The sequence below is a fragment of the Caloramator sp. Dgby_cultured_2 genome, assembly GCF_028872215.1.
Classification (GTDB): Bacteria; Bacillota; Clostridia; order Clostridiales; family Caloramatoraceae; genus Caloramator; species Caloramator australicus.
On record NZ_CP118396.1, the window covers coordinates 103,091 to 115,152 of the forward strand.

Consider the following 12,062-nt stretch of genomic DNA (forward strand, 5'->3'; position numbering starts at 1 on the left):
TTGAAGATTAGCGGTTGCGTAGAAGAAATTATAAAAAACAAAAACTCATTATCAAACATTTTAGCAGAAGAAGCTATTACGCTAATTAAAAATGGAAGGGTTAATAAGCCAAATGTAGTATGGATTGAAGGGACTGGGTGTTCTGGGAACACCATTTCCCTTTAAATGCCAATTACCCTGATGTAATATATCTTCTTAACAATATGATCAACTTAAAATTTAGCAACAGCCTTATGACCTGCGATGGTGAGAAAGCCTTTGAAATCTTTTTAGAAACAATTAAAGAAGAATTTATTCTTGTTATTGAAGGGGCTATTTCTACAAGGGAAAATGGGCTTTTTAATGTAATAGCAAGTTATAAGGGTAAAAAATTACTGTTCTTGAAGCTGTAGAAATCTCAGGTAATAAGGCAAAGCATGTTATTGCCGTTGGAACATGTGCCTCCTTTGGCGGGGTATCAAAGGCAAATCCTAACCCTTCCGAATCAAAAAGCGCAAAGGAGATTTTAGGAAGAGACGTAATTAATCTTCCAGGGTGCCCTTGCCATCCGGATTGGATTATAGGCACTTTGGCATATCTTATAACAAACGATGGCATAGAACTTGATGATGAGGGAAGACCTTTATTATTTTACGGATTTACCATCCATGATTTTTGCCCAAGGAGGACCTATTTTAACAATAGAATATTTGCACAAAATGTAGGGGAGCCCTATTGTATGTTTAGATTAGGCTGTAGAGGCCCTGTGACAAGAACAGATTGCCCAACTAGAAGATGGAATAGCGGTATTAACTGGCCGATAGGTGATAATACTCCCTGTATTGGATGTGCTAATGCTTATTTTCCAGACGGCATGGAGCCTTTTATCAGGTTTTAGGGGGATAATATGGGAAAGACAGTTGTTATAGATCCTATAACAAGGATGAGTGGATTTTTGGGGATAGAGGTTGAAATTGAGGGTGACAAGATAGTTGATGCAAAGGCGGTTGGGAATCTGTTTAGGGGCTTTGAGAAAATTTTAAAGGGAAGGCATGCTTTAGATGCTGTTTATTTAACCGAAAGGATATGTGGCATTTGTTCATCAGCTCATTCTGTCGCATCAACATTGGCTCTTGAGGATGCACTAGAAATAACGCCTTCGTTAAATGTAAGATATATCCGCGACTTAATACACGCCTTTGATATAATTCAAAACCACATAAGACATTTTTACCTATTTACAGTTCCGGATTATGTCAAATTTGATTCTATTAATCCTGTATCAGAAACATGTCATAAGGATTATAGACTTCCAGATAATTTAAACAAGAAGATTCAAGAGGATTATATAAAGAGCATAGAGTATAGTAAACTAGCCCATGTTGGAGTTGCCCTTTTAGGGGGTAAATCGCCCCACAATCACGGTATTTTACCGGGAGTTGTAACTGGCTCTTTGGATAGATTTAAAATAGAAGAGTTAAAATCTATGATAAATAAAATAAAGGATTTTGTAGATAATTACATGCTTGAGGATGTAGATATTATTTCTAATTATTACAGCGATTACTTTGAAAAGGGAGACACATATAACAATTTTTTAAGCTTTGGACTATTTGACTATGAAGACTTTTTCTATGTAAAGCCTTCGGTTATTATAAATGGGATAAGGCAAGACTTTGATAAAGACAAAATTAGAGAAAATATAGTTTACTCATGGTATAAGATAGAAGGTGGGCAAGTAGTAGAAGATATAAACAAAGAAGGAGCCTATTCCTTTGTTAAGTCCCCAAGATATGATAAATGGGCTATGGAGGTGGGCCCTTTAGCAAGGATGATCCTAAGCGGAAGATATAAATTTCAAAACTCAACCATGGATAGGATAACAGCAAGGTGTCTTGAGGCATCAGTTATATTAAAAATAATGCAAGTTTTGATAGAAAGGATAGAGCCTGTTGAAGAAAGGATAAAATATCAATTTAAAGATAAAGCTGAAGGGATAGGACTTACAGATACAACAAGGGGTGCATTACTTCACTTTGTAAGTTTAGAAGGGGATATTATAAATGGTTATGACATAATAACCCCATCTGCATGGAACTTTTCACCAAGGGATGAAAATTCTTTTGGGACAACAGAAAAGGCCTTGATGGGGACTAAAATTAATGATGTAAATGATATAGTTGAGGTTGGTAGAATCGTAAGAAGCTTTGATCCTTGCATATCCTGTGCAACTCATGTAACCGTAAGGAGATGAAGGAATGGGGTAAAGGTAATTGGAATAGGTAATATTTTAATGGGGGATGATGGGGTTTCGGTTGAGGTATTGAAAATAATTAAAAAAGAGCTTGAAGAGAATAATATTGAGGTTTTTATATTAGAAACGGATATAAATTTTTTATTTAGCATAATAGAAGAAGATGATGTAGTAATCTTTGTAGATGCCATGATATCTTCAGAAAATGTAGGGAAGTAAAAATATTTAAGCCCGAACTCCCAGAGCAAAATGAATTTTTTGCCATGTTTTTTTCCATGGAATATTATATCTAAAATGGCTAAAGAAATTTATATAATCGGCATAGAAGTAGAAGATATAGATTTTAAAATTGGACTTAGCAAGAAATTGCAGGATGAAATTTATTTTATTGCAAATAAAACGTTGTTTTTAATTACTAATATATTGACAAATTTGAATTATAAAGTATAATTATTTTTAAAAAGAAAAAATAAAAATAAAATATTGCAAAGGCGATGATAAGAAGAGTAGGAACAAGTTGATGCTTCAGCGAGCTAACGATGGTGGGAGGTTAGCGCTAGACTTATTCCGAAGAACATCTTGGAGCCTCTAACCGAAATTGCGAATTGCAAAAGTAGGCTTAGACGGGGCTACGCTGTTAAAAGGTAGGCGATATCGAGTTTATCTCCGTATCGTTAAAGAGGGCTTTGCTAATTTGGGTGGCACCGCGGAAGTAACCTTTCGTCCCATTAGGGATGAAAGGTTTTTTATTACAAAGGAGGGGATAAAATGAAAAGGTTAATATTTCCAAAGGATTATGTTCCTTTATTAGGTTTAAAGGAAACAGAAATAGCCATAAAAAATATTAAAGATTACTTTGAAAGGGAACTTGCACGAAAGCTAAATCTTACAAGGGTTTCGGCACCATTGTTTGTAAAAAGGAAAAGTGGTTTAAACGATTACCTTAATGGAACAGAAAGACCGGTTGGATTTGATGCCTATGACATTGAAGATGATACTCTAGAAGTTGTTCAATCCCTAGCTAAATGGAAAAGGCTTGCCTTAAAAAGATATGGTTTTTCTGTAGGTGAAGGTTTATACACCGATATGAATGCAATAAGACGAGATGAAACTTTAGATAACCTTCATTCAATATACGTTGATCAATGGGATTGGGAACTTGTAATAGATAAAAAGGATAGAAACGTCGAAACATTAAAGAGGATTGTAAGGGATATTTATGATGTGTTTAAGAGGACGGAAGATTATATTTGTAAAAAATATAAAACAATAACGCCTATATTGTCTGATGACATTTTTTTGTTACAAGTCAAGAACTTGAGGACTTATATCCTAATTTAACACCAAAGGAGAGGGAAAGGGAAATTGCAAAGAAAGAAGGGGCAGTTTTTATTATGCAAATAGGAGATACACTAAAATCAGGAATAAAACATGACGGTAGATCGCCAGACTATGATGATTGGAAGTTAAATGGAGATATAATATTTTGGTATCCGGTTTTAAACTGTGCCTTTGAGGTTTCATCTATGGGGATTAGGGTTGATGAAAGATCATTGATATATCAACTTAAAAAGGCAGGGTGCATGGAAAGGACTAATCTTTCCTTCCATAGGATGCTCCTTAGGGGAGAATTACCCTATACTGTTGGTGGAGGCATAGGACAATCTAGGATATGCATGTTCTTTTAAGAAAGGCCCATATAGGAGAAGTTCAAGTTTCCGTATGGGATGAGGAGCTATATACGAAATGTTTGGAAAACAATATAATGCTTTTATAGATAGAGGTGGATTAACCTAATCCACCTCTAATACTTCCTAATTTTATAATTAATTCTTTTAAAATATTGTATTCTTGACAATTATTATCAAGTATTTGAGACTCCTTGCCTAAAAGATGTAAAAGTATTGGCCTTGCGGTTTTTAAAAGGGTATGGTAAAAGCTGTTTTCTATATTTGCTTCCACGTCAAAATCAAGATTTAGTATTTCTCTTGTAAGGGCTATATCTATTTCGTATTCCTTCCTTACTTCTTCTGCAATAAAACGCTTTGTAATGTTTGGATTCGCATATTTTAAAGCAAATTCCATATCGTTTTTTATCTGTGGATAAATTTCAATGAGCTTTTCTATTCCAAAATCACCATATTTATTTTTAATTTCTCTAAGGGCACGGCCTGTTCCTAAGAATTCGGGTGGCATCCCTATGGTATACATTGCAGCGGTAAAGGAAATTGCCCTTGGGATGTTTACATTTAAGGTGGTATCGATTTCTAAAATTTCTTCTTTTGTTTTTTCGTTTTCGATTATTGTTGCAAATTTATTAAGGTCAACAAATTCCCTATGATAGGATAATCCCTTCTTAGAAGCTGCCAATCTGTCGCGATTTTTGGGAATAAAGATGGATATATTTGCTGCTGTTTCTGCGATTTTTAAAAGGATTTAAGATAATATTTTGTAAAAATGGAGATAAAATCTTTTATTATAGAAATTTCTTCATTTGAAAATTCCTTTGCTTTATATTTGTCTATGTTTTGTTCTATATATTTTACAAGGCTTCTTGTTTTTTCAAATCCATGATCATATCTTAATGCCGATTGAATTGTTACGGTTTTTATTCCTGAGTATGTCTTAAGAAAGTTTTCTATATTTTCAAAGGTAAGTTGCCCTCTAAAAGGTAGACTACCACAACCCATTATAGGGTAAATTTTAGTGGGGTTTATTTTTTCTAATTTCTTTGCTTTAGAAATAGATAAAATGACTGCCAAGACGCTTGATACCATTCCATAGGATAAGGCGGAATCAGCTCTTCCGATCATGAACCTTATATACTTTGGTTTATTTTTTAAACCATCTATAAATTCTTCTAATAAATTGTCGATATTTACAAGGGAGACCACATCTTCGAATAGAGGAATAATATTTATTGAGTCTTCATCAAATTTGATACTAAAGTTTTTGTTTCCAAGTTCAATTACTGATTGAATTCGAGAAAGGGTATCAATAAGATCCTTAGAAGATTCGCACATGGGGACGATTACTTCCTTTATTGCTTGATATTGTGTTTTTTCAAACATAGAAAAATTTGTTTCAACTGCAGCCATTATGCACATGATTTGTCTAAATACTGTTTCTTTATCTGCACTTGATAGTCTTGGAGTTATAAAGACATCTTTGCCAGGGATTAGACCATTATGAAAAAGCTCGTTTGCCACTTGAAGGGGTTGATGATAAGGTGTTAATTTTCCTTCAAAATCTATCATAACCTCATCAATGCCAAGTCCCCCTAAATCTTGAGGGAGAAGAGAAAACAAGGCTTCTTCTGGTTCTTGTTGAATAGAAATATACTCTGCTGCGTTATCAGGATGCTGAGTCATCATGGTTTTTGGGATTTTCATAAAATCACTCCTAAGCATATATATTATATTCTATTCTTTTATGCAAGATAATGATACAAAAATTTCATAACATACTTATATAATAATAAATTTAGGGCAAAATTTCAATGAATTTGCAATAATAATTTTAGTAAATTTCATTACGATTTTCATGATGTCAAATGACGATTATTTTAAATAAGAAAAGATATTTTTAGAAAAAGTGAATTTAATATGTTTTTAGATTAAAAAATAAAATAAACTTAATTTGACAAAACTATATATAGTGGGTAAAATTTTTAAAGTGCACAAAATATTGTGGTAATTTTTGAAAAGGGGAGATTTTGATGCTTACTCAAGTAAAAAGAGGGATGGGAGAGTAGTAAACTTCACAAAGGAAAAAATTACAAGAGCTATTTATTTGGCAGCTCAAAACGTAGGGGGAACGGATTATTCAAAGGCCGAAGAATTAACTGAGAAGGTAATATCCTACATTATGAACAACCTTCCAAATGAGGAAATTCCAACAGTGGAATTTATTCAGGATTGTGTTGAAAAGGTTTTGATAGAAAACGGTCATGCAAAAACTGCAAAGGCGTATATTTTATATAGGGCCAAAAGAACAAGATATAGAGAAGCAAAAAGTGAGCTTATGGATGTTGTAAAGGAAATATTAAAGGAAACAAGCAGAGAAAACGCAAACATAGGGAACTCTCCTTCAGCTAAGATGCTGCAAATTGCATCAGCTGCAAGTAAACAGTATTATTTACATAATGTGATTCCGGAAGAAATGGCAAAGGCGCATATTAATGCCGATATTCATATCCATGATTTGGACTTTTACGGCAAAACTTTAAATTGTCTTCAAATAGATCTTACAAAGCTTTTATTAAATGGCTTTAATACAGGATATGGATATATTCGTCCGCCAAAGAGGATATCCTCTGCAACAGCACAAGCAGCAATAATTCTTCAAAGCAATCAAAACGATATGTATGGCGGTCAAAGTTTCCCCCATTTCGATAAAGCTATGGCTGCGGTTATAAGAACCTTTAAAGAAAAGCCATCCTATGAAGAAATATTCCAGGCTATGGAGGCCCTTGTTTATAATTTAAACAGCATGCATTCAAGGGCAGGAGCACAAGTCCCCTTTAGCAGCATAAACCTTGGAACAGATACTTCAGAAGAAGGAAGAATGGTAATAAGAGCAATGCTTGAAGCCTTTGATAAGGGGCTTGGAAGGGGAGAAAGTCCGATATTCCCTAACCTTGTGTTTAGAATTAAAAAAGGAATAAACTTTGAAGAAGGCGATCCAAATTACGATTTATTTAAACTTGCAATGAAGGTTGCAGCCCATAGAATGAATCCAACCTTTAGCTTTATGGATTCAAGCTTCAATGCAAAATACGGCGATGAGATTTCATATATGGGATGTAGAACAAGAACAATTCAAAACAGAAACGGCCTTGAAATATCAGCAGGGAGAGGGAATATAGCACCGGTTACAATAAACCTTCCAAGGCTTGCTCTTAAGGCTGGATTTGGAAATATCGATGGTTTCTTTAAGAACTTAGATGAAATTTTAGATCTATGTAAAAGGCAGCTTCTTCATAGATTTGAAGTGCTTGCAAATCTTAGGGTAAAGGACCTTCCTTTCCTTATGGGACAAAAGCTTTATATGGGTTCAGAAAATTTAAAGGAAGAAGATACTATAAGGGAAGCTATAAAAAATGGAACTTTAGGAATAGGATTTATAGGACTTGCAGAAACTTTAAAGGCACTTATTGGAAAGCATCATGGCGAGGATAAGGAAGCATTAGAATTAGGTTATAGGATAATTGAATATATAAGAAAGTATACAGATAAAACATCAGAAGAAACAGGGCTAAATTTTGTTTGCTATGCAACGCCGGCAGAAGGAACAGCAGGAAGATTTGTTCCATACGATAGAAAAATGTTTGGTTTAATTGAAGGTGTTACTGATAAGGATTATTATACTAATTCATACCATGTTCCAGTAACACAAGAAATTAGCATTTTTGACAAAATTGAAATAGAGGGAAGATTCCATAAACTTTGCAATGGTGGACATATAAGCTATGTTGAACTCCCATCTACAGTCGAAAACAATATTGAGGCCTTTGAAAAGATACTAAAATGGATGGCAAAATGCGATGTTGGATATGCAGGAATAAACTTCCCGATAGATGAGTGCAGAGTATGCGGACATAGGGGAATTATCCATAACGAATGTCCAGAATGTGGTAGTGAAGATATAAGAAGGATAAGGAGAATAACAGGATATTTATCTACTATTGACAGATTTAATGATGCAAAGAAAAAGAACTTTATGATAGAGTAAAGCATGGGTGGAATTAAGCGGCAAAACGCCGCTTAATTTTATAAAATGAGGTGATAAGATGAAAATAAGAATAGCGGGAATAGAAAGGGAAAGTTTTGTTGATGGTCCTGGAATAAGATATGCAATTTTTGCTCAAGGATGTAGCCACAACTGCAAAGGATGTCATAATCCATCAACCCATGATTTTAATAAAGGTGTTTTAATGGATGCTGAAGATATTTATAATGATATTTTAAAAGAAGATTTATAGGCGGTGTAACCTTTACTGGAGGAGATCCTTTTTTCAGGCGGAAGCATTTTCTTATCTTGCAAATATGTTAAAAAAGCATAACTATCATATTATTGCTTATACAGGATTTTATTTTGATGATCTTATAAAAGAATATAAATATTTAAACTTACTGAAAAATATAGATATATTAATAGATGGACCTTTTATATTAAAGGAGAAGGATTTAAAATTAAAATTTAGGGGTTCAAGAAATCAAAGGATTATTGATGTTAAAAGGAGTTTAGAATTAAATAAAGTAATAACCGTAGATTTTTAGGGCTGCAGCTGCAGCCCTAAGTTTTTATAATAGATTTTTGCTATAATGAACTTAAGCTTGGCTTAGAAATGGAAGGGAGGCACAAGGATGAATGAGAGAAAACTAAAAATATTTTTGAAGTAGCTAAATCTCTTAATATGACAGAAGTAGCTAGAAATTTATATATAAGTCAGCCGGCAGTTAGTATGGCTATTTCTGAATTAGAGGAGGAGCTTGGGGTTAAGCTTTTTGAGAGAATTGGTAAAAACTTTATTTAACTTATGAAGGAAAAATTTTTTAGGGTATGTTAGGCGAATATTAAATATTTATGATGAATGTAGAACAAAAATAGAGCATATTGCTAACTTAAAATATGGAAAATTGAAGATAGGTGCAAGCACGACTATAGGGATTTATCTTCTTCCTGAAATAATTGGAAGTTTTAGTGATGTATTCAAAGATATTGAAATTTCAATTGCAATTGAAAATACCAAGATTATCGAGAGTATGTTGTTGGAAAACAAAATTGATATTGCTTTTGTTGAAGGACCTATCTATTCAGAAGAAATAGTAGTTAAGGATTTTTGCGATGATGAGCTTGTGGTTATAGTATCTTCAAATCATAGGTTAGCTAAATTTAATGAAATTGACAAAAAGGAGTTAGAGGATGAAAAGTTTATATTAAGAGAAGTTGGAAGTGGAACGAGGGAGGTTTTTGAAAAGGCATTTTATAAAAGCAGTATAGAATACAAAGTTGCCTTTGAGCTTGGAAATACAGAAGCTATAAAAAAGCAGTGATGGCTAATTTAGGTATTTCTTGTGTGTCTAAAAGGTGTGTTAAGGATGAAGTAAACTTAGGGCGTATTTCTATGCTAAAGGTAAAAGATGTTGATTTAAGTAGAAAATTTTATTTTATATATCATAAGGACAAATATTTTTCAAATCTACTAAATGTGTTTATTGATTATGCATACAACTTTGTTAGTATATAACTATTATGTTATGGATGATATAAAATAATATTATTTTACTTATTATTTGTTTGAGTTTAAAATTTAAAAAGGAGGTGTTAAAATTATGGATACAAAGATCATCCCAGGTGTTGTAGCAGGTATAATTATTACTGTTCTAACATATTTACTTCAAAACATATGGGTAATAAAAAACTTAATTTAAGCACATTGATAATAGCAATTATACTTGGAGGATTAATAAAAATACAGTAGGCGTATCCCAAAACTTTGAAGATGGAATTAAATTTTGTTCTAAAAAGGTACTTAGAGTTGCAATAGTGCTTCTTGGATTTAAACTTAGCTTTTCACAGATTTTAAAAATTGGACCTAAAGCTGTTATTATAATTTTAATTTCAAGCACATCTGCTATTTTGCTTACAAATTACCTCGGTAAGAAATTTAATTTAAAACAAAAATTAACCATATTATTAGCAACAGGTATTTCTATATGTGGAGCTGCAGCTATTGCGGCTGCAGATGCTATTATAAAGTCAGATGAAGAAGATGTTGCTTATTCTATAGGAGTTATAACTGTTTTAGGAACTATCTTTATGTTTATTTATCCGGTTATATTTAACATTTTTAAAATGAATTCACAACTATACAGCATTTGGACAGGAGCGTCAATACATGAAGTTGCTCAGGTAGTTGCAGCAGGATTTGCTGTTTCAAATGATGTGGGAATACAGGCAACTATCGTTAAGTTAACGAGGGTTTTATATATTATACCTGTTACGTTAATATTGAGTTTAGCTTCATCAAAACGAGAAAACAGCAAGTTTAGTTTAAAAAATGTTTCTGTTCCGCATTTTGTGTTGTTTTTTCTTGGGGTAGTTATAATAAATTCTATTGTTCAAATTCCTAAGAATATATTGGACTTGTTAGTTAAGATAGATGGGTATTTGATGACATTAGCTATGGCTGGACTTGGTTTAGATTTGAATATAGCATCAATGAAAAAGGTAGGACTTAAGCCATTATATTTAGGCATTATATCAAGTTTATTTATTTCGTTAATAAGTTTATTAATGTCGTATATAGTTTAAAAAATAACATAATTAAAAGAAGATGTATGAAGATGCTTTTTAGTAGTGGTAAAATAAGTAATTTACAGTTAAAAAATAGATGAATTTTAAAGGGCTGCTTAGCAGCCCTTTTTGGTAGCGTTATATAAAATTTTACTCCTTTGTCGGTGTTTTCAACTCCATAACTCCCGCCATGAAGCTGCATGATGTTTTTTACAATAGAAAGCCCGATTCCTGTTCCGCCAAGTGTTCTATTTCTTGACTTGTCGAGTTTATAGAATATATCCCATATTCTTTCCTTTTCCTCATCAGGAATGTGGGAGCCTGTATTTTCGACCTCTACTTTAATTTGACCATCTTCATTTATCATATTAATATAAATAGTGCCGTTTTCGGGAGTATGTTTTATTGCATTTGTAATATAATTAGTTAATACTTGATTCATCCTATCAAAGTCAGCAAAAACTTCCATATCGTCTATCAGATTTAATTTTAAAGTGATATTTTTTTCTTCAATAGGTCCTTTAAATTTATTAACGATACTTTTAATCAATTTATCCAATTTAAAGTTTTCTTTTGAAAGTTCAAATTTTCCTGATTCAAGTTTTGACAGTTCTAACATATCCTCAACAAGGTTTGTCATACTTTTTGTTTCATCAAGTATTATTTTAAGATAATAATCTTTATCTTTATCATCAAATATACCATCCTTTAATGCTTCTGCATAGCCTTCAATGAGGGCAATAGGTGTTTTAAGATCATGGGAAACTGCTGCAATAAAATCTCTTCTCATTTTGTCTAGCTTTTTTCCTTTTCAATGTCCTCTTCAAGTTTTGCATTAGCTTCCTTTAAAGAAGTTAAAGCATTGTTTAGATTTTCAGAGAGGACATTTAAGCTGTTAGCAAGGCTTCCTATTTCATCTTCAGATTTTATGTTGCATTTTTGGCTAAAATCTAGATTTGCCATCTTTACTGCGACTTTATTCATTTCAATTAGAGGCTTCGATATAATTTTGGAATATAAATATGATAATATAAGGATTATGCCAATGGCTAACAGAATGAAATATATATATATTTTATTGATTACAAATACAGCCTCATTTATAGGCTGTAACGATGTTGCGCAAATAATAAGCTCTTTATTGTCTAAATTATATATGCTGACAATGCCTATTATAGGCTCACTTTTATCAGTTAAAAAAAGGTAGTTATATTATTGCCTTTCCTTATAAATCTCATTTGTGACCGGTTAATCCCTTTTATTACATCTAAAAGCAATCTATTTTTTAATACCTTGTCCCTACCATCTAATCTAAAAATTTTAGGCATTAGATTTTCGCTCAAAACCATTATTTTGGAATTTGACTTTTCTTCCACTTCAAAAAGGACGCCTTCTACCTCTGAAATAGTATTGGCTTCTTTGTATTTATTTACAAATTCGATTAATGTTTTTTCAGTTTCGTTTATTTTTTGTGAGATATAAAATTTTTCAAAAAAAGAGATAGAAATAACATAGTTAGAAGAAGGAA

The 12,062-nt window shown here is 32.4% G+C and carries 7 protein-coding genes, 5 pseudogenes and 1 other annotated feature; of the genes and pseudogenes, 9 read left to right on the forward strand and 3 right to left on the reverse strand.

The window, feature by feature from the left end:
* From PWK10_RS00675 to asnA, 5 genes and pseudogenes are all read left to right on the forward strand, one after another.
* Window positions 1-877: pseudogene (locus tag PWK10_RS00675) on the forward strand (hydrogenase small subunit).
* Window positions 878-886: 9 nt separating this feature from the next.
* Window positions 887-2,233 (forward strand): nickel-dependent hydrogenase large subunit, encoded by a 1,347-nt coding sequence (locus PWK10_RS00680; RefSeq protein WP_274767063.1) that lies wholly within the window; start codon window positions 887-889, stop codon window positions 2,231-2,233.
* Window positions 2,234-2,257: 24 nt separating this feature from the next.
* Window positions 2,258-2,452: a hydrogenase maturation protease gene (locus PWK10_RS00685; protein WP_274768383.1), complete on the forward strand. Its 195-nt coding sequence runs from the start codon at window positions 2,258-2,260 to the stop codon at window positions 2,450-2,452.
* A 75-nt stretch (window positions 2,453-2,527) separates the two neighbouring features.
* A complete protein-coding gene (locus PWK10_RS00690; protein ID WP_274767065.1) occupies window positions 2,528-2,683 on the forward strand; it encodes a hypothetical protein in 156 nt (51 codons plus the stop codon).
* Window positions 2,684-2,718: 35 nt separating this feature from the next.
* Window positions 2,719-2,964: a binding site (T-box leader), on the forward strand.
* Between the two features lie 37 nt (window positions 2,965-3,001).
* Window positions 3,002-4,010: pseudogene (asnA, locus tag PWK10_RS00695) on the forward strand (aspartate--ammonia ligase).
* A gap of 11 nt (window positions 4,011-4,021) precedes the next feature.
* Here the strand turns inward: asnA and ppcA are convergent.
* Window positions 4,022-5,625: pseudogene (gene ppcA / locus PWK10_RS18240) on the reverse strand (phosphoenolpyruvate carboxylase).
* A 307-nt stretch (window positions 5,626-5,932) separates the two neighbouring features.
* Here ppcA and nrdD point away from each other — a divergent pair.
* The 4 genes and pseudogenes from nrdD to PWK10_RS00725 all read left to right on the forward strand — a co-directional run bounded on the left by nrdD (window position 5,933) and on the right by PWK10_RS00725 (window position 10,552).
* On the forward strand, window positions 5,933-7,966 hold the full coding sequence (gene nrdD / locus PWK10_RS00710; RefSeq protein WP_446715275.1) for an anaerobic ribonucleoside-triphosphate reductase: 2,034 nt from the start codon (window positions 5,933-5,935) through the stop codon (window positions 7,964-7,966).
* Window positions 7,967-8,024: 58 nt separating this feature from the next.
* Window positions 8,025-8,514, forward strand: a pseudogene (nrdG, locus tag PWK10_RS19215) (anaerobic ribonucleoside-triphosphate reductase activating protein).
* Between the two features lie 87 nt (window positions 8,515-8,601).
* Window positions 8,602-9,485, forward strand: a pseudogene (locus PWK10_RS00720) (LysR family transcriptional regulator).
* Between the two features lie 215 nt (window positions 9,486-9,700).
* Window positions 9,701-10,552: a YeiH family protein gene (locus PWK10_RS00725; RefSeq protein WP_274768051.1), complete on the forward strand. Its 852-nt coding sequence runs from the start codon at window positions 9,701-9,703 to the stop codon at window positions 10,550-10,552.
* Here PWK10_RS00725 and PWK10_RS00730 read toward each other — a convergent pair.
* Window positions 10,512-11,324, reverse strand: coding sequence for a sensor histidine kinase (locus tag PWK10_RS00730; RefSeq protein ID WP_274767068.1), 813 nt, complete (start codon window positions 11,322-11,324; stop codon window positions 10,512-10,514). The genes PWK10_RS00725 and PWK10_RS00730 overlap by 41 nt on opposite strands.
* A gap of 5 nt (window positions 11,325-11,329) precedes the next feature.
* A complete protein-coding gene (locus PWK10_RS00735) occupies window positions 11,330-11,518 on the reverse strand; it encodes a HAMP domain-containing protein (protein ID WP_274767069.1) in 189 nt (62 codons plus the stop codon).
* Window positions 11,519-12,062 lie beyond the last annotated feature (544 nt).

What these genes read in the sequence shown, in the direction of transcription:
- PWK10_RS00690 (WP_274767065.1), top strand. Translation starts at nt 2,528, where the DNA reads ATGGCTAAAGAAATTTATATAATCGGCATAGAAGTAGAAGATATAGAT.
- PWK10_RS00730 (WP_274767068.1), bottom strand. Translation starts at nt 11,324, where the DNA reads ATGAGAAGAGATTTTATTGCAGCAGTTTCCCATGATCTTAAAACACCT.
- PWK10_RS00735 (WP_274767069.1), bottom strand. Translation starts at nt 11,518, where the DNA reads ATGAATAAAGTCGCAGTAAAGATGGCAAATCTAGATTTTAGCCAAAAA.
- PWK10_RS00680 (WP_274767063.1), top strand. Translation starts at nt 887, where the DNA reads ATGGGAAAGACAGTTGTTATAGATCCTATAACAAGGATGAGTGGATTT.